This is a genomic window from Actinacidiphila sp. bgisy144, from assembly GCF_057708105.1.
In genome coordinates this window covers 1-15,742 of the sequence record NZ_JBYIRM010000017.1, presented here as the reverse complement: position 1 = coordinate 15,742, position 15,742 = coordinate 1, and the positions used below count along the sequence as shown (strand labels likewise).

16 protein-coding genes are annotated in these 15,742 nt (G+C 75.1%); 4 read left to right on the top strand and 12 right to left on the bottom strand.

Annotated features, from left to right (window positions below; all coding sequences use genetic code 11):
- Positions 1–62 precede the first annotated feature (62 nt).
- The 5 genes from recN to AC3EVP_RS20200 all read right to left on the bottom strand — a co-directional run bounded on the left by recN (position 63) and on the right by AC3EVP_RS20200 (position 4,991).
- Entirely contained in the window at positions 63–1,841 is a 1,779-nt protein-coding gene (gene recN / locus AC3EVP_RS20220) for a DNA repair protein RecN (RefSeq protein ID WP_335982207.1), read from the bottom strand.
- Between the two features lie 86 nt (positions 1,842–1,927).
- Positions 1,928–2,938, bottom strand: coding sequence for an NAD kinase (locus AC3EVP_RS20215; protein ID WP_435131569.1), 1,011 nt, complete (start codon positions 2,936–2,938; stop codon positions 1,928–1,930).
- Complete coding sequence (locus tag AC3EVP_RS20210; protein WP_335982205.1) at positions 2,935–3,741, bottom strand: TlyA family RNA methyltransferase; 807 nt, start codon at positions 3,739–3,741, stop codon at positions 2,935–2,937. Before AC3EVP_RS20210 ends, AC3EVP_RS20215 begins: the two co-directional genes overlap by 4 nt.
- 7 nt (positions 3,742–3,748) lie before the next feature.
- Positions 3,749–4,057, bottom strand: a complete 309-nt coding sequence (locus AC3EVP_RS20205; RefSeq protein WP_435131568.1) for a hypothetical protein — start codon at positions 4,055–4,057, stop codon at positions 3,749–3,751.
- Entirely contained in the window at positions 4,050–4,991 is a 942-nt protein-coding gene (locus tag AC3EVP_RS20200; RefSeq protein ID WP_435131566.1) for a histone, read from the bottom strand. The genes AC3EVP_RS20205 and AC3EVP_RS20200 overlap by 8 nt, the downstream gene beginning before the upstream one ends.
- A 150-nt stretch (positions 4,992–5,141) precedes the next feature.
- Here AC3EVP_RS20200 and AC3EVP_RS20195 point away from each other — a divergent pair, with 150 nt between their 5' ends.
- Positions 5,142–5,489, top strand: coding sequence for a sterol-binding protein (locus AC3EVP_RS20195; RefSeq protein ID WP_435131564.1), 348 nt, complete (start codon positions 5,142–5,144; stop codon positions 5,487–5,489).
- Here the strand turns inward: AC3EVP_RS20195 and AC3EVP_RS20190 are convergent.
- Genes AC3EVP_RS20190 through AC3EVP_RS20180 form a run of 3 tightly spaced genes read right to left on the bottom strand, consistent with a single transcriptional unit; the run spans position 5,437 to position 8,665 of the window.
- Positions 5,437–6,474 carry an ABC transporter ATP-binding protein gene (locus tag AC3EVP_RS20190; RefSeq protein WP_435131562.1) on the bottom strand — a complete coding sequence of 346 codons (1,038 nt, stop codon included), beginning with the start codon at positions 6,472–6,474 and terminating at the stop codon, positions 5,437–5,439. The two genes, AC3EVP_RS20195 and AC3EVP_RS20190, sit on opposite strands and share 53 nt — an antisense overlap.
- Positions 6,475–6,530: 56 nt before the next feature.
- Entirely contained in the window at positions 6,531–7,604 is a 1,074-nt protein-coding gene (locus AC3EVP_RS20185; RefSeq protein WP_435131560.1) for a FecCD family ABC transporter permease, read from the bottom strand.
- Positions 7,601–8,665 (bottom strand): FecCD family ABC transporter permease, encoded by a 1,065-nt coding sequence (locus tag AC3EVP_RS20180; RefSeq protein WP_435131743.1) that lies wholly within the window; start codon positions 8,663–8,665, stop codon positions 7,601–7,603. The genes AC3EVP_RS20185 and AC3EVP_RS20180 overlap by 4 nt, the downstream gene beginning before the upstream one ends.
- A gap of 56 nt (positions 8,666–8,721) precedes the next feature.
- Here AC3EVP_RS20180 and AC3EVP_RS20175 point away from each other — a divergent pair, with 56 nt between their 5' ends.
- Together AC3EVP_RS20175 and AC3EVP_RS20170 are read left to right on the top strand one after the other, a co-directional pair.
- Complete coding sequence (locus tag AC3EVP_RS20175) at positions 8,722–9,777, top strand: ABC transporter substrate-binding protein (RefSeq protein ID WP_435131559.1); 1,056 nt, start codon at positions 8,722–8,724, stop codon at positions 9,775–9,777.
- A gap of 4 nt (positions 9,778–9,781) precedes the next feature.
- Positions 9,782–10,654 (top strand): siderophore-interacting protein, encoded by an 873-nt coding sequence (locus AC3EVP_RS20170; protein WP_435131558.1) that lies wholly within the window; start codon positions 9,782–9,784, stop codon positions 10,652–10,654.
- A gap of 27 nt (positions 10,655–10,681) precedes the next feature.
- Here AC3EVP_RS20170 and AC3EVP_RS20165 read toward each other — a convergent pair whose 3' ends face one another.
- From AC3EVP_RS20165 to AC3EVP_RS20150, 4 genes are all read right to left on the bottom strand, one after another.
- Positions 10,682–11,917 carry a mannosyltransferase family protein gene (locus tag AC3EVP_RS20165; protein WP_435131557.1) on the bottom strand — a complete coding sequence of 412 codons (1,236 nt, stop codon included), beginning with the start codon at positions 11,915–11,917 and terminating at the stop codon, positions 10,682–10,684.
- A 183-nt stretch (positions 11,918–12,100) separates the two neighbouring features.
- Entirely contained in the window at positions 12,101–12,622 is a 522-nt protein-coding gene (locus tag AC3EVP_RS20160; RefSeq protein WP_435131556.1) for a hypothetical protein, read from the bottom strand.
- Positions 12,615–13,148, bottom strand: a complete 534-nt coding sequence (locus tag AC3EVP_RS20155; RefSeq protein ID WP_335982189.1) for a SigE family RNA polymerase sigma factor — start codon at positions 13,146–13,148, stop codon at positions 12,615–12,617. The genes AC3EVP_RS20160 and AC3EVP_RS20155 overlap by 8 nt, the downstream gene beginning before the upstream one ends.
- Positions 13,149–13,272: 124 nt before the next feature.
- Positions 13,273–14,295: an HAD-IIA family hydrolase gene (locus AC3EVP_RS20150; protein WP_435131555.1), complete on the bottom strand. Its 1,023-nt coding sequence runs from the start codon at positions 14,293–14,295 to the stop codon at positions 13,273–13,275.
- Between the two features lie 91 nt (positions 14,296–14,386).
- On the opposite strand from AC3EVP_RS20150, the gene AC3EVP_RS20145 reads away from it, so the two are divergent.
- Positions 14,387–15,700 (top strand): DUF1015 family protein, encoded by a 1,314-nt coding sequence (locus AC3EVP_RS20145; protein WP_435131554.1) that lies wholly within the window; start codon positions 14,387–14,389, stop codon positions 15,698–15,700.
- Positions 15,701–15,742 lie beyond the last annotated feature (42 nt).

The following is a 15,742-nucleotide window of genomic DNA, read 5'->3' as shown; positions in this document are numbered from 1 at the left end:
GACTCGCGTTCGTACGCCGCGCCCCGGGCCCGGCCGGGCGTGGCGCTGCGAGGGGCGGGGGCTCAGCGGGACGCCTTGGCCGCGGCGAGGAGTTCCTCGGCGTGGGCGCGGCCCAGCTCCGAGTCCTCCAGCCCGGCGAGCATGCGGGACAGCTCGCGCACCCGGTCCTCGCCTTCGAGGACGGACACGCCGCTGCGCGTGACGGACCCGTCGTTGGTCTTCTCCACCAGCAGCTGCCGGTCGGCGAACGCGGCCACCTGCGGCAGGTGGGTGACGACGACGACCTGGGCGGTGCGCGCCAGCCGGGCCAGCCGCCGGCCGACCTCGACCGCGGCCTTGCCGCCGACCCCGGCGTCCACCTCGTCGAAGAGGTAGGTGGGCACCGGGTCGGACCCGGCGAAGACCACCTCGACGGCGAGCATCACCCGGGACAGCTCGCCGCCCGAGGCGCCCTTGGCGATCGGGCGCGCCGGGGAGCCCGGGTGCGGGGCGAGTTGCAGTTCGACCTCGTCGGCGCCGGTGGGCCCGTAGAGCACCGCGCGGCCGCCGACCTCCACGCCGGCGTCCGGGTCGGCCGCCTCGGTCTGGCGGATGCCGACGGTGACGCGGGCGTGCGGCATCGCCAGTTCGGCGAGTTCCGCGGTCACGGCGACCGCGAACCGCTCGGCGGCCTCCGTACGGGCGTCGGTCAGGCGCTGGGCGAGCGCGCCGAGTTCGGCGCGCAGCGCGTCGCGTTCGGCGGTCAGTTCGGCGATCCGGTCGTCGTCGCCCTCGAGTTCGTCCAGCCGGGCGGCGCTGCGCCGGCCCCAGGCGAGGACCGCGTCGATGCCGCCGCCCTCCGCCGTGTCGGCGGCGTCGGTGCCGTACTTGCGGACCAGGTGGGCCAGGACGGACCGCCGCTCCTCGACGGCGGCCAGCCGCAGCGGGTCCGCGTCGAGGTTGTCGGCGTATCCGGCCAGCTCCCCGGCGACGTCCCCGGCGAGGATGCCGATCTCGCCGAGCCGGGCCGCGAGGTCGGCGAGCACCGGGTCATGGGCGCTGACCGCGTCCAGGGCGCGCTGGGCGGCCGCCACCAGGGTGCCCGCGTCGACGCCCTCGGGGTCCTCGGGGTTGCCGGCCAGGCCCGCGTGCGCGAGCGTGGCCGCGGCGGCCAGCGCCTCGGCGTTGCCCAGGCGCTCGGCCTCGGCGGCCAGTTCGGTGTCCTCGCCCGGCAGCGGCTCGGCCGCGGAGATCTCCTCCACGCCGAACCGCAGCAGGTCCGCCTCCTGGGCGCGTTCCCGGGCGCGGGTGGTGAGCTCGTCGAGCTGCTCGGCGACCTCGCGCAGCCGCCGGTAGGCCGCGCCGTACGTCGCCAGCGGGCCGGCGACGGCGTCGCCCGCGTACCGGTCCAGGGCCTCGCGCTGCCGCGCCGGGCGCAGCAGCCCCTGCTGGTCGGTCTGGCCGTGCACCGCCACCAGTTCGTCGGCGAGTTCGCCCAGCAGGCCGACCGGCACCCCGCGGCCGCCGACGTGCGCGCGGGACCGGCCCTCGGCCGACACCGTACGGCTGATCAGCAGCGCGCCGTCATCCAGTTCGGCGCCCGCCTCAGCGGCCCGCACCGCGGCCGGCGCCTGCGGGTCGAGGCCGATCCTGCCCTCGACCACCGCCTGTTTGGCGCCGATCCGCACCAGCGCCGGGTCGGCGCGGCCGCCGAGCAGCAGCCCCAGGCTGGTGACGACCATGGTCTTGCCCGCGCCGGTCTCGCCGGTCACCGCGGTGAAGCCGGGGGACAGCTCCACCACGGCATCCTCGATGACTCCGAGCGACCGAATCCGCATTTCCTCCAACACGGATACGACCATACGAGGTTTCGGCTGGCCGTGGGACCGCCCGGGGTACCCGTTCGCATGAGTCGGGGGTACCGACCGCACCGGACCACCCCGGTGGGTCAGGGCACGACCACCCCGCGCCAGCCGGAGACGGGCAGTGCGAACTTCGCCACCAGGCGGTCGGTGAACGAGGCGTGGTGCAGCCGGGCCAACCGGACCGGCACGGCGCCGCGCCGCACCTCCACCCGGGCACCGGGCAGCAGTTCGACGGTGCGCCGCCCGTCGCACCACAGCACCCCGTACTGGGACTGCGGCTGCACCTCGACCGCCAGCACCGACCGCGGCGAGGTGACCAGCGGCCGGGCGAACAGCGCGTGCGCGCTGATCGGCACCATGAGCAGCGCCTCGACCTCCGGCCACACCACCGGCCCGCCGGCGGAGAACGCGTAGGCGGTGGAGCCGGTCGGCGTGGCGCACACGACGCCGTCGCCCCCGAACCCGGAGACCGGGCGGCCGTCGACCTCGGTGACGACCTCCAGCAGGCGTTCGCGGGACGCCTTCTCCACCGACGCCTCGTTGAGCGCCCAGTCGGTGTGGACGATCCGGCCGTCGTTGCGCACCAGGACGTCGAGGGTCATCCGCTCCTCGACCTCGTACTCCTTGGTGACGACCCGGTCCACGACCTTGTCGAGGTCGTCCCGCTCGGCCTCGGCGAGGAAGCCGACCCGGCCGAGGTTGACGCCGAGCATCGGCACCCCGGAGGCGCGGGCGAACTCCGCGCCGCGCAGCAGGGTGCCGTCACCGCCCAGCACGATGATCAGTTCGCAGCCCTGGACCGAACCCGGACCGACCTCGCCGACGAGTTCGACGGCGGGCGGCAGCGGGAGGTCCGCGGCCTCGTCCTCCAGCAGCCGCACCCCGATGCCGCAGCGCATCAGCCCGTGCACCACCCGCTCGGCGCTGCGGATCGCCGACTCGCGGCCGGTGTGGGTCAGCAGGAAGACGGTGCGGCCGGCGGCCGCGGACCCGTCCGCCGGATCGGCGGCAGCCGCGGGCACGGACGCGGCCCCGGACCCGGGCTCGGACCCGGCCTCGGACGCGGATTCGGACGTATTGGACAGCTCGCTCATCGGGGCCCCTCCGCCACAGCACGGTCGACTTCGGCCGGGTCCAGCGCGGGGGCGCCGGAGCGCAGCCACAGAAAGTACTCCACGTTCCCGGACGGGCCGGGCAGCGGGCTGGCGGTGACGCCGAGCGCTCCCAGCCCGAGTACGGCGGCCTGCTCGGCCACCTTCCGCACGCTCTCGGCGCGCAGTCGGCTGCTGCGGACCACGCCGCCGCTGCCCAGCCGCTCCCGGCCCACCTCGAACTGCGGCTTCACCATCAGCACCAGGTCCGCGTCCGGCGCGGCGCACCGCACCAGCGCGGGCAGCACCAAGCCGAGCGGGATGAACGACAGGTCGCCGACGACGAGGCCGACCGGCCGGCCGTCGATCGCCTCCAACGTCAACTCCCGTACGTTGGTGCGGTCCTTGACGGTGACCCGGTCGTCGCTCTGGAGCGACCAGGCGAGTTGGCCGTAGCCGACGTCCACCGCGACCACCTCGGCGGCGCCCGCGCGCAGCAGCACGTCGGTGAAGCCCCCGGTGGAGGCCCCGGCGTCCAGGGCGCGGCGGCCGGCCACGGTCAGGCCGCGCGGGGTGAAGGCGGCCAGCGCACCGGCCAGCTTGTGGCCGCCGCGCGAGACGTAGTCCGGGTCGCCGTCGTCCTTCGCGACGACCAGGGCCGCGCTGGTCTCCACCTGCGTGGCCGACTTGGTCGCGGTCGCCCCGGCCACGGTCACCCGGCCTGCGGCGATCAACTGCCCGGCGTGCTCGCGGGAGCGCGCGAGTTTCCGGCGCACCAGCTCAGCGTCGAGTCGGCGTCGTGCCACGTACGGTTCAGCCCCTGTTCTCGTCCAGCGCGGTCAGTGCGTTCCGCAGTCCTGCGTGCACATCTTCGTAGACCTCGATGTGCGCGTCGGTGGGGAGCGCGTCCGCGTCCCGCAGCCGCTCAACCGCGGCGTCGACGTCAGCATTCCCCGTCGCCTCGACCGCCACCCCCAACGGCTCCACCCGCTGCGAGGCTTCGGCCGCCCCGCCCGGCTCCTCGCTCGGGGCCGGGGCGGTCTGCTGCGCCGCGGGCGGCTCCGCCGGGGGGTGGGGGTGGGGGTGCGGGTCGAGTCCCGGCAGATCGTAGCTTTCACTCATCGCCCGTGCCCTTTGGGGTGGCGGGCGTCCCCGTACCGCCGGACCCCGCCGCCGGGGTGCGCTTGGCGGGGGCCTTCCTGGCCGGGGTGCTCTTCGCGGCCGCGGTCTTCTTGGCGGCGGCCTGCTTGGCGGGCGTCGTCTTCGCGGGGGCCTTCTTGGCGGGCGTCTGCTTCGCCGCTGTTTGCTTCGCCGGTGTGGGCCGTGCGGCGGTCTCCTCCGCGGGAGTACCCGTGGTTGCCGTCTTCTTGGCGGGGGCCTTCTTGGCGGCCGTCTTCTTGGCCGCGGCCTGCTTCGCGGGTGCCTGCTTCGCGGCGGTCTTCTTGGCTGCGGTCTTCTTGGCTGCCGTCTTCTTCGCTGCCGGTGCGGCCTTCTTCGCCGGTGCGGGCTTCGCGGACGCGGGCTTCCCGGGCGCGGCGGTCCTGCGGGGGTTGGCGACCGAGGTGGGGGCCGGTTCGGTGTCGACCCGGACGTGTTCGACGGGTGGCGCCGCGGGCGGGGTGCGCTGCGCCCGTTCCTTGGCGGTGGCGGTGGGGGTGGGAGCCGGGGCCCGGGTACGGCCCGCGCCCGGGGCGCCGTCCGGACCGGTGTCGGCCCCGGGCTGCTCCAGGTTCCTGATCCGGCGCTCCAGCGCCTCCAGGACGACGCCGACCTTGGTGACCTCGTCGGCGAGCCGGCCGACTCGGCTCATCGCCTTGTCGACCTCCTCGCGGACGATGCCGAGCAGCAGGTCGCGGTTGGCCCGGCCGGAGGCGACCAGCTCGTCCGCGAGGGTCTGCACCTCCTGCGGGATGGCCGCGCCGATCCGCTCCTGGAGGGCCGCCGGGTCGATACCCGCCTGGTCGAGCATCTCCCGTGCGGCCTCTGCCGCACGGCGGCGGGTGGCCTCGGTCAGGCCGCCCGCGATCTGCAGACAGGTACGCAGCGCGTCCCGCATCGCTCACACTCCTCGCCTCGCCGTCGGCGCATGTCGCCGCCCACTGGTGCACGCGGTGACGACGCTACCTCTTTCCGTCGCCGCTCCCCGAGCGCGGGCCCTGCGGTACCGTCATCCGGACGTACCGACCACCGGGAGACATCTCAGCCGATGGCCACCATCGAGGAGTGCCGCAGCGCGCTCGACACCCTTGCGGCGAACCTCGCGAAGGCCGAGGGCGCCGTCCGCGACGCCACCGCCCTGGAACGCTCGCTGAGCTGCCACCTCACGGACCTGGACGTCACCTTCGCCGGCAAGCTGGCGGGCAGCAGCATCCAGGACGTGGTGACGGTGCCGGGCGCCCCCCGGCAGAAGGCGCAGATCCGGCTGGCGATGACCGGCGACGTGCTGGTCGGGCTGGTCGGCGGCGAGTTGAACTTCGCGAAGGCGTGGGGCTCCGGCCGGGTCAGGGTGCAGGCGAGCCTGCGGGACCTGCTGAGGCTGCGCTCGCTGCTGTAGCGCCACCGCCCCGGTCCGTGCGGTCCTCCGCGCCGTCTTCGGCCGTGGCCGTACGGTCCTCGTCCCCCTCTGCCGCGTCCGTACGCTCCTCGTCGCCTTCGGCCGCGTCATCGGTCTTGGCCGCCGCGCGCCGGGCGGCGGGCACCACCAGGGGCGTGCCGCTCTCCGGGTCGTCGATGATCCGGCACCGCACCCCGAAGACGCGCTCGACCAGTTCGGTGGTGAGGATCTCGGCGGGCGGGCCCTGGGCCTCGATCCGGCCGTCCTTCATGGCGATGAGGTGCGTGGCGTAGCGGGCGGCCTGGTTGAGGTCGTGCAGGACCGCGACGAGGGTGCGGCCGTGCTGCTCGTGGAGTTCGGCGCACAGGTCGAGGACGTCGATCTGGTGCTGGATGTCCAGGAAGGTGGTCGGCTCGTCGAGGAGCAGCAGCGGGGTCTGCTGGGCGAGGGCCATCGCGATCCAGACGCGTTGCCGCTGCCCGCCGGAGAGTTCGTCGACAAAGCGATCGGCGAGGGCGTCGATGCCGGTGGCGGCCATCGACTCGTCGACGATCCGCTCGTCCTCGGGCGACCACTGCCGCAGCAGGCCCTGGTGCGGGTAGCGGCCGCGGGCGACCAGCCCGGAGACGGTGATGCCGTCGGGCGCGACCGAACTCTGCGGGAGCAGGCCGAGGGTCCTGGCCACGGCTTTCGCCGGGAGGGACCCGATCGCGTGGCCGTCGAGCAGCACCCGGCCCTGCGCCGGCCTGAGCAGCCGGGACAGGGCGCGCAGCAGGGTGGACTTGCCGCACGCGTTGGGGCCGACGATGACGGTGAAGGAGCGGTCGGGTATCGCGACCGAGAGGTCCTCCGCGATGACCCGCTGGTCGTAGCCGAGGGTGACGGACTCGGCGGTGAGGCGGGAGCCGCCGGACGGTTCGCCGTCCTGGCCGCGGCCCGGCGTCTTCGCGGTGGCGGTTGTCGACTTGTCGGTGCCGCGGAACATCCGGCGGAACCCCTTTCCCGGTCGGGCCGTCGCCGGCCGCGCTGACTGCTTGCCGCTCATATCCGCCCCGCTTTCCGCTCGCTGACCAGCAGCCACAGCAGGTAGCCGCCGCCGAGCACCCCGGTGGCCACGCCGACCGGCACCTCGCCCGTCCCGAAGGCGCGCTGGGCGGCCCAGTCGGCGGCCACCAGCAAGGTCGCGCCCATGAGGGCGGAGGGCACGAGGGCGACGCCGGGCGAGCGGGTCAGGCGGCGCGCCAGTTGGGGTGCGGTGAGCGCGACGAACGAGATCGGGCCCGCGGCGGCGGTCGCGGAGGCGGTGAGCAGCACCGCCGCCAGGACCGTGACGAGCCTGACGCGCTCGACGCGTACCCCCAGCGCGCTGGCGGCGTCATCACCCATCTCGGTGATCCTCAGCGCACGTCCACTGATGACGAGGGTCGGCATGAGGACGACAGCCGCGCCGAGCAGCGGCCACGCCTGCGACCAGTCGCGGCCGTCCAGCGACCCGGTGATCCACACCACGGCCCGGGCCGCGTCCACGATGTCCGCCTTGACCAGCAGGTAGCTGTTGACCGCCGACAGCACCGCGGACGCGCCGATGCCGACCAGCACCAGCCGGTAGCCGTGCACGCCGCGCTTCCACGCCAGCAGGTACACCGCGATCCCGGTGAGCAGCCCGCCGGCGACCGCGCCGATCGCGACCTGGTACGAGGAGCCCTTGAGCAGCACGATCACGACCAGCGCGCCGGCCGCCGAGCCCTGGCCGAAGCCGATGACGTCCGGGCTGCCCAGCGGGTTGCGGGAGACGGTCTGGAAGGCGGCACCGGCCATGCCCAGGCTCGCGCCGACCAGCAGCGCCACCACGACCCGCGGCAGCCGCAGTTGGCGCACGATGAAGTCCTGCCCGGCGTCGCCGTGGCCGGTGAGGCTGCGCACCACGTCGAGCGGGGCGATGTGGTAGTCGCCGGTGCCGATGAGCACCACGGAGATGGCCAGCGCGACCACCAGCAGGCCCGCGCAGACCAGCAGCGAGCGCCGGTCGACCGGCAGCGAGAGGTGGCCTCGGCGCAGCACGGTCCGGTGCGGGGCCGTGCTCCGGCCGGGGGTCCGGGTCAGGGTCCGGCTCACAGTTCGGCCATCCTTCGGCGTCGGACCAGCGCGATGAAGACGGGGCCGCCGATGACGGCGGTGACGATGCCGACCTGGAGTTCGGCGGGCCGGGTGACGACCCGTCCGATGACGTCGGAGCCGAGCAGCAGCACCGGCGAGAGCACCGCGGCGTAGGGGATGATCCAGCGCATGTCGGGGCCGGTGATGCCGCGCACCACGTGCGGCACCATCAGGCCGACGAAGACGATCGGCCCGCACGCGGCGGTCGCGGCGCCGCACAGCAGGGTGATCGCGGCCATCACCAGCACGCGGGTGCGGGTGAGTTTCGCGCCGAGGCCGCGCGCGGTGTCGTCGCCGAGCGCGACGGCGTTCAGCGGGCGGGCGGTGGCCAGGGCGAGCACCGCGCCGACCGCGAGGAAGGGCGCGACGTCCCGCACGGTGGACATGTTCGCCGAGGCGAGCGAGCCGACCTGCCAGAAGCGCATCCGGTCCAGGGCGACCTTGTCGGTGAGTTCGACGGCGGTGGTCCAGCCCTGGAGCAGCGCGGTGATGGCGGTGCCGGCGAGCGCGAGCCGTACCGGGGTCGCCGAGCGGCTGCCGCCGATGGCGTAGACGAGCACGGAGACCACCGCGGCGCCCACCAGCGCGAACCAGACGTAGCCGGTGGTGGAGGTGACCCCGAGGAAGCTGATCCCGGAGACCACGGCGGCGGCCGCACCGGCGTTGACGCCGAGCAGGCCCGGGTCGGCGAGCGGGTTGCGGGTCAGCGCCTGCATGGCGGCCCCGGCGACACCGAGCGCGGCGCCGACGACCAGGCCGAGTACGGTACGGGGCAGCCGCAGTTTGCGGATGACCACGTCGTCGTCCGTGCCGGTGTAGTGGAACAGGCCGTGCCACACGTGGCCGACGGGCACGTTCCGCGCGCCGATCGCGATGCTCGCCACCACCACGACGGCGAGCAGCCCGACGGCCAGCAGCAGCCCGGCGGCCCGGCGGGCGTCGGCGCGCGCGACGCTGCCGCGCGCTGGGGCGGACGGGGGCCCGGTGTCCGCCTGGGGCGGGGAGTGTCGGTCGACCAGCACGGACTTAGGTTAGCCTACCCTCGCCAGTCCACTTCGAGCAGAGCGGTAGCCCCATGCACGCGTCCCGTTTCGCCCCAGTCTCCGAACCGTCGCGCCGAGGGGTGCTCGCCGCGGGCGGGTCCGTCGGTCTCGGCGCGCTGCTGGCCGCGTGCGGCGGGTCGTCCGGCTCCGGCTCCGACGCCGCCGCGGCCTCCTCCGGCGGCAAGGACACCAAGGCCGGCGGCCCTTGGAGCTTCACCGACGACCGCAAGAAGACCGCCAAGGCCGACCGCATACCCGCGAACCTCGTCGCCTACACCGGCACCGCCGCGGCCCTGCACGACTACGGCGTCGAGTGCACCGGCGTCTTCGGCCCGACCACCCTCAAGGACGGCTCGCCCGACCCGATGGCCGGCGACCTCGACGTGAAGAAACTCACCGTGATCGGCAACGCCTGGGGCGAGTTCAACATCGAGAAGTACGCCGCCCTGAACCCCGGCCTGCTCGTCAGCCACATGTACCAGGCCCCCACGCTCTGGTTCGTCCCCGACGACAGCTCCGCGAAGATCCTCGCCCTGGCGCCCAGCGTCGGCATCAACGTCGCCGGGGTCCCCCTCACCACGCCGCTCCAGCGCTACGCCGAACTCGCCGCGTCCCTGGGCGCCGACATGGCCGCCGGCACCAACGCCGCCCAGAAGGCCCGCTTCGAGAAGTCCTCCGCCGCCCTGCGCGCGGCCGTCAAAGCGCACCCCGGCATCACCGTCATGGCCGGCTCGGCGAGCGCCGACTCGCTGTACGTCTCCACCCCCGCCGCCGCCTCCGACCTGCGCTACTACCAGAGCCTCGGGGTGGACTTCATCGTCCCGAACCAGGTCAAGGGCGGCTTCTTCGAGACGCTGAGCTGGGAGAACGCCGACAAATACCAGGCGGACATCATCATGCTCGACAACCGCACCGCCACCCTCCAGCCCAAGGACCTCACCGGCAAGCCCACCTGGACGAAGCTCCCCGCGGTCAAGGGCGGCCAGGTCGTCGGCTGGCCCAGCGAGCCGATCTTCTCCTACGCCAAGTGCGCCGACCGGATCGACGCCCTCACCCACGCCATCACCTCCGCGAAGAAGCTGGTCTGACACCGTGAACGACCGCCCCGTGAACGAGCGCCCGTACCAGTTCTTCCACCCGCGGGTCGTGCGCACCCGGCAGCTGTCCCCCACGCTGCGCCGCGTCGTGCTCGGCGGCGCCGGCCTCGCCCGGATCGTCACCGGCGGCCGCGACCAGCGCGTCAAGCTCTTCCTGCCGCGCCCCGGCCAGTCCGCGCCCGTCCTGCCCAAAGTCCTCGACGACGACTGGTACGCCCGCTGGCGCGGCCTCGACCCGGACCTGCGCGGCGTGATGCGCACCTACACCGTCAGCGCCGTCCGGCCGCAAACCGCCGAACTCGACATCGACTTCGCCCTGCACGGCGACCTCGGCCCGGCCTCCCGCTGGGCCGCGCGGGCCTGCCCCGGCGACCGCGTCGCGCTGCTGGCACCCGTCGTCGAGGACAACGGCGGCATCGAGTTCCGCCCGCCGGCCGGCACCGGCTGGGTGCTGCTCGCCGCCGACGAGACCGCGCTGCCCGCGGTGGCGAACATCCTCGCCTCGCTCCCCGCCGGGCTGCCGGTCCGCGCCTTCGTCGAGGTCGGCCACCCCGACGACCGCCGCCACCTGCCCACCCGGGCCGACGCCCGCGTCACATGGCTGGTCCGCGCCGGCCACGACCGCACCACACCCCTGCTGGACGCCGTACGCGCCACCGCCGCCCCCGACGGGGCCGCGCCCTACGCGTGGCTGGCCGGCGAGGCCGGCTGCGTACGGGCGCTGCGCCGCCACCTGGTGACCGAGCGCGGAATGGACCGCAAGGCGGTCTCGTTCACCGGCTACTGGCGCCAGGGCCGCACCGAGGACGACCTGCTCCGCGCCGCCGTCGCCGCGGCCGAGGCGGAAGCACAGACGGCCGCCGCCTGACCGCCGCCGGGCACCGCCCGGCCGCCCTCACCCCGCCCACCGCCCGGTGAAGAAGGCCAGCGCCAGCACGGTGCCCAGCGGCCCGGCCACCGCGAAGTAGGCGGTGCGCAGCCGCGGCCGGACCGCGGTCGCCGCGCACAGCGACGTCCACAGGGGCCACCACAGCAGCGCCGCCCGCGGGATCGACATGTACCAGTACGACGTGCCCAGCGCCCACAGGCTCAGCCCGACGTACACCCCCTCCGCCCACCGGCGCCGCACCAGCAGGAACACCAGCAGCACCGTCCCGGCGGCCATCCCGACCAGTTCGGCCTGGAACATCACCGCGTACCCCGTGCCCTGGGTGTGCCCGAACGCCGCGGTCCACGTGTGGTGCCAGGCGCTCCACGGACTGTGGAACTGCCGCGCCCAGCCCCGGTCCTCCGCGTCCTTCCACGCCAGCCAGTCGCCGGTACGCGAGTGCAGGTAGGCGCTGTACAGCAGCGGCGGCAGCGCGGGCAGCGCCAGCCACGCCAGCGGGCGCAGGTCGCGCGGCCGCCGCACCGCCACCAGCAGCTGGACCACGAGCGCCGCCACCAGGAACAGCCCGGACACCCGCACCGTGCACGCCAGGCACGCCAGCACCGCCGCGCGCGCCCACTCCTCCCGGCGGGCCGCGAGCCACGCGGGCAGCGCCAGCGCCAGGAACAGCGACTCGGTGTAGCCCGCGGCGAGGAACACCGCACACGGCGACAGCAGGAACAGCGCGGCCGTCCGCCGCGGCGCGCCCGCACCCGGCTGGTCCAGCCCGGCTATCCGCCCCAGCGCCACCACCGCGACCGCGCCGGCGGCGAAGGAGACGGTCAGCCCCGCCGCCGTCCAGTCGCCGATCACCGTGTGCACCGCCCGCAGCACCAGCGGGAAGCCGGGGAAGAACGCCTCCCGGTTGTCCCAGCCGACCTGGCCGGGGCCCGGCGCGCCCGCCGGGAAGTAGCCGTCCCGCGCGATGTGCAGGTAATACGCCCAGTCCCACTGCTGCCACGGCGCGAGGACCGCCGCCGGGTGGCGGCTGTCCCCGTCGGCCGGGAAGAGCCAGCGGGCGCAGTACTCCGTGCCCCACAGCCCGGCCCGCGTCAAGACGTACAGCCACAGCACGTCGCGGTCGGCACGCGTCAGCCGGCCGGTGAAGCGCCGCACCGAGAAGGGGCGCCGGCGCCGAGCACCAGGGCGCTCCGGCTCGGACTCGGCCGCCTCGACGGTCGGCAGGGCAGGGGAGATCGTCATGAACGGACCTTTCGGGCTGCGTCCGGACGTACGGCACCGCGCCCTGGCGGCCGGGGCGCGCGGGCGGGGGCGGTGCGGGATATCGGGATCAGGATGCGAAGCCGTCGATCGGAAGCGGGCGTTCGGGATACGGGGGTACGGACGTGCGGGCGGGCGTATGGGCGGGATACGGGGTGCGGGCGCTCAGGGCGCCGTGGTCCGCGGGTAGGCCGGTGTGGTGCTCGCCGGGGAGGACGGCAGCCCGGTGGCACCGTCCGCGGCGCCGGTGCCCCGCACGCTGGTCGTGGTCGAGGGCGCCCGGGACAGCGTGGTGCCGGCCGGGTCCGCGCCGCGCACCGGGCCGCTGCTCGCGGTGCCCGGCGCGGTGGCGGACCCGCCCCCGCCGCTGCTCGTGCTGCCGGGCGGTACGGAGCCGCCGCCGCGCGGCAGCGCCGAGACCAGCCCCGCGGCTGTTCCGGCGAGCACCACGGACAGCGCGGCCGCGGCCACCGCCGCACGCCGTCGGCGCCGCGCCGCTCCCCGCGCCCGGACCTCCGCCGGCGGCGCGGAACGCGTCCTGGCCTGCCCGTCGGCGGCGGCCGACTTGAACAGGGCGCGCAGCGGCTCGTCCGGACCATCAGGACCATCAGGACCGGACCCGCCGAAGGGCCCCGGCAGGCCGCCCAGGTCGTCGAAGTCGCCGTGCGCGTCGCGGTGTTCAGGCACCGGAAGCCTCCTCGTGCCGCGGATCGTTCAGGAGGTGGGCGAGCGCCGAGCGGCCCCGGACCAGATGCGTCTTGACGGTGCTCACCGACACCCCGGTCTCCGCCGCGATCTGGTCCACACTCAGATCGCAGACGTAGTGCAGGGTCAGCGTGCGGCGCTGCTTCGGCGGCAGCTCGCGCAGCGCCTCCACCAGCACCACCGGCTCCGGCCCAGGACCCTCCGCAGTTACCGGCGGCCCGGTCCGGTGCCATGCCTCCGCGGTACGCCGCCGGCCCCGCCAGCGGCTCACCGCCAGCCGCCACGCGACCGTACGCACCCAAGCCTCCGGGCGTGCGTCGGACCGCAGTTGGCGCCGCCGGCTCCAACCGCGGACGAACGCCTCCTGCACGACGTCCTGCGCCTCTTGGTGATCGCCGAGCATCACGTACAACTGGCCGGTCAGCCGACCGACCGTCTGCGCGTAGAACTCCTCGAACTCCTCGACGGTCAACGATCGCTCCCGGGTCTGCTCGGTCTCACCGGGCATACGCTCGTCGGGCCCGATCCGGTCTACACCGCGTGCGACATCGCGACGTGACCTGCGTCATAGGGTGGATGCTCGGGGCGGCGCCGGACGCACCACCGCCCGCGGTGCCCGGCCCGACGGCGCTCTACAGCCCCAGCCGCCCGACCGCCTTCCCCGCGTCCAGGCCGCAACTCCCCTCGCCCGCACTGCTCCAGGCCGCCCCGCACAGCGCCCGCAGCCCGTCCAGCGGGTCGCCGTCGCCCTCCACCGCGAGCACCCCGCCCGCGGCCGACGCACTCCACCCCCCGCACACGGCGGCCCCCGCCGCACCCACCTCCACCGGCGGCTGCGCCACCAGCAACTCCCGCAGGTCCCGCCCGACATACGTGGGCCGGTGCTTCGGCTCGGCCGCCAGCAGTGCCGCCGGGTCGGTCACCCCCGTCAGCACCAGCAGCGAGTCCACCCCGCCCGCGAACGCCCCCTCGATGTCGGTGTCCAGCCGGTCCCCCACCACCAGCGGCCGCCGCGCGCCGGTACGCAGCACCGTCTCCCGGTGCATCGGCGGCAGCGGCTTGCCCGCCGCCTGCGGGTCACCGCCCGTCGCGATCCGCACCGCCTGCACCGCGGCGCCGTTGCCCGGCGCGATGCCCCGCCCGCTCGGGATCGTCAGGTCCGTGTTCGACGCGAACCACGGCACCCCCCGGTTCACCGCGTACGCCATCTCCGCCAGCTGGGACCACCGCAGGTCCGGACCGTACCCCTGCACCGCCGCCACCGGGTCGTCGTCCGCGGAGTCCACCGGGACCAGGCCGCGCTCGCGCAGCGCCACCATCAGCCCCTCCCCGCCCACCGCGAGCACCTTCGCACCGGCCGGCACCTGGTCCGCGATCAGCCGCGCCACCGCCTGCGCCGAGGTGATCACGTCGTCCGCCCCCGCCGGGACCCCCAGCCGCGTCAGATGCTCGGCGACCGCGTCCGGCGTACGCGAGGCGTTGTTGGTGACGTAGGCGAGGTGCATGCCCTGCCGCCGCGCGGTGCCCAGCGACTCCACCGCGTGCGCGATCGCCTCCCCGCCCGCGTACACCACGCCGTCGAGGTCCAGCAGCGCGGTGTCGTACGCCGTGTCCAGCGGCTCGTCGCTGCGGTGCGGGCTGGTGCGGTACGTCATGGCGGGGCTCGCTCCTCGTCGGTGGGCTACCCCTCGATCATCCCCCATGCCGATCGGCCCCGGCGCCGCGAGGGCGTCGTAGCATGCGCGGATGACCGACACCGATCAGGACCACCCGCGGGGCCCTCACCTGGCGCCGTTCCGCGGGCTGCGCTTCGTACGGGAGCACGTCGGCAGCCTGGCCGCCGTCACCTCGCCGCCGTACGACGTCGTGGTACGCCCCGACGGCCAGCGCCATCTGGAGACCGCCGACCCGTACAACGTGGTCCGGCTGATCCTCCCGGACGCCACCACCCCCGACGCCCGGCACCGCAAGGCCGCCCGCACCCTGGCGACCTGGCTCGACCGCGGGGTCCTCGCCCAGGACCCGGCCCCCGCCCTCTACGTCTACGAGCAGCGCGACGGCGACCACCTCCAGCGCGGGGTGATCGGCGCCCTGCGGCTCAGCGGCCCCGAGGAGGGCGCCGTCCTCCCGCACGAGGACGTCATGCCCGGGCCGGTCGCCGACCGCGCCGCCCTGATGCGCGCGACCGGGGCCAACCTCGAACCCCTGCTGCTCTCCTACCGCGACGGACCCGCCACCGCCGCAATCGTCGAACGCACCGCCGCCAGCGCGGAACCGCTGCTCGCGATCACCACCGAGGACGGCGTACGGCACCGGCTGTGGGCGCTGACCGACCCCGCCGAGCTGGCCGCGGTCGACGCCGAACTCGCCGCCCGCCAGGCCCTGATCGCCGACGGGCACCACCGCTGGGCCACCTACCGCCGGCTCCAGGCCGACCACCCGCCCGGCACCGGCTGGGACTACGGCCTGGTGCTGCTCGTGGACAGCGCCCGCTATCCGCTGCGGGTGCGCGCGATCCACCGGGTGCTGCCCGAGCTCGCGCCCGGCGCCGCCCTCGCCGCCGCGCGCGGCGCCTTCCGGGTACGGCGGCTGGCCACCCAAGACCTGTCTGAGGCGCTGGAGGCACTGGCGGCGGCGAGCGGGGAGCCCGAGGGCGCGGGCCCTGGTGCGGCGGCCGGGCGTGCGGGGAACGCCTTCCTGCTGGCGGGCGAGGACTTCCACCTCCTTGACCGGCCGGACGCCGTGCTGCTGCGTGAGACGGTGCCGGACGACCGGCCCGAGCCATGGCGGCGGCTGGACGCGACCGTGCTGCACAGCCTGCTGCTCGACCACGTCTGGCGGGTGCCGGACTCCCCCGAGCACATCCGCTACATCCACGACGCCGAGGCCGCGGTCCGGCTCGCCCGTCAACTCGGCGGCACCGCCGTCCTGATGCACCCGGTGCACGAGGGCGTCGTTTTCGACCTGGCCCGGCAGGGCGTGATGATGCCCCGCAAGTCGACGTCGTTCGGGCCGAAGCCGGCCAGCGGACTGGTGATGCGGAGCGTGGAACCGGGGTGAGGGGAGCCGGAAAAGCGGCGGAGGGGGGGGGAAAAGGGGGGG

Coding starts and splice junctions, on each gene's coding strand:
- recN (WP_335982207.1), bottom strand. CDS start 1,841: ATGGTCGTATCCGTGTTGGAGGAAATGCGGATTCGGTCGCTCGGAGTC.
- AC3EVP_RS20215 (WP_435131569.1), bottom strand. CDS start 2,938: ATGAGCGAGCTGTCCAATACGTCCGAATCCGCGTCCGAGGCCGGGTCC.
- AC3EVP_RS20205 (WP_435131568.1), bottom strand. CDS start 4,057: ATGAGTGAAAGCTACGATCTGCCGGGACTCGACCCGCACCCCCACCCC.
- AC3EVP_RS20200 (WP_435131566.1), bottom strand. CDS start 4,991: ATGCGGGACGCGCTGCGTACCTGTCTGCAGATCGCGGGCGGCCTGACC.
- AC3EVP_RS20195 (WP_435131564.1), top strand. CDS start 5,142: ATGGCCACCATCGAGGAGTGCCGCAGCGCGCTCGACACCCTTGCGGCG.
- AC3EVP_RS20190 (WP_435131562.1), bottom strand. CDS start 6,474: ATGTTCCGCGGCACCGACAAGTCGACAACCGCCACCGCGAAGACGCCG.
- AC3EVP_RS20175 (WP_435131559.1), top strand. CDS start 8,722: ATGCACGCGTCCCGTTTCGCCCCAGTCTCCGAACCGTCGCGCCGAGGG.
- AC3EVP_RS20165 (WP_435131557.1), bottom strand. CDS start 11,917: ATGACGATCTCCCCTGCCCTGCCGACCGTCGAGGCGGCCGAGTCCGAG.
- AC3EVP_RS20155 (WP_335982189.1), bottom strand. CDS start 13,148: ATGCCCGGTGAGACCGAGCAGACCCGGGAGCGATCGTTGACCGTCGAG.
- AC3EVP_RS20150 (WP_435131555.1), bottom strand. CDS start 14,295: ATGACGTACCGCACCAGCCCGCACCGCAGCGACGAGCCGCTGGACACG.
- AC3EVP_RS20145 (WP_435131554.1), top strand. CDS start 14,387: ATGACCGACACCGATCAGGACCACCCGCGGGGCCCTCACCTGGCGCCG.